We start from the raw sequence: 939 nt of genomic DNA on the forward strand, positions 1-939 counted from the left end.
ACCGTAGCCGGGGACGACGATGACCTGGTTGGCGTACGCCATCTGGATCGCCGCGTCGGAGGCGGACGTGGCCTTGACGGTGCCGCCGGTGGCACCGCCGCCGACCGCACCGGCGTCCTCGCCGCCGAAGGAGCCGAAGACGATCGCGGGGATGGACCGGTTCATGGCCTTGGCCATCAGGTTGGTCAGGATGGTGCCGGACGCGCCGACGATCATGCCCGCGACGATCATCGCCTGGTTGTTCAGTGCCAGGCCGGCGGCCGCGGCGGACAGACCGGTGAGGGCGTTGAGCAGCGAGATGACGACGGGCATGTCGGCGCCGCCGATCGGCAGCACCACGAACAGGCCCATGACACCGGCCGCGACCAGCAGCCCGACGATCAGCCACGACGACTGGGGGTCGCCGTCGGCGCCCAAGCCGATGTAGACGGCCAACGCGATCGAGACCAGCGCCAACGCCATGTTCGCGAGCTGGAACGCCTTCGCGTTGGAGACGAACACCTTCTCCACGTTCTTGTTCAGCAGCTCCTGCAGCTTCGCGAACGCCACCAGCGAGCCCCAGAACGAGACCGATCCGATGATCGCGGCGAACAGCGACCCGACGATCACCGGTGCGGTCGGCACGTCGGCGAGGGTGGTGAAGCCGTCGGAGTCGAGGAACTCGGCCCACGCGATGAGCGCCACGGTGCCGCCGCCCACGCCGTTGAACAGCGCGACGAGCTGCGGCATCGCCGTCATCTTCGTCTTCAGTGCGGGCGGGACGCCCAGGACGACACCGACCAGCAGGCCGCCGGCGATCAGGGCCCAGTTGTCCGTGTCGCGGACGTCGATCAGCACGGCGACCACCGCGATCAACATGCCCACCGCGGCGATGTAGTTGCCGCGCACCGCGGTCTTCGGGCCGGTGAGGCCGGACAGACCGTAGATGAACATCGAGAA

At 68.6% G+C, this 939-nt stretch carries 1 protein-coding gene; it reads right to left on the reverse strand.

Annotated elements, in window-relative coordinates; translation table 11 throughout:
• Positions 1 to 939, reverse strand: a 939-nt coding sequence (locus ACFQS9_RS26440) for an NAD(P)(+) transhydrogenase (Re/Si-specific) subunit beta (RefSeq protein WP_378409533.1), incomplete at both ends; no start/stop codon positions are given.

The organism is Rhodococcus daqingensis (genome assembly GCF_042665615.1).
Classification (GTDB): Bacteria; Actinomycetota; Actinomycetes; order Mycobacteriales; family Mycobacteriaceae; genus Rhodococcus_G; species Rhodococcus_G daqingensis.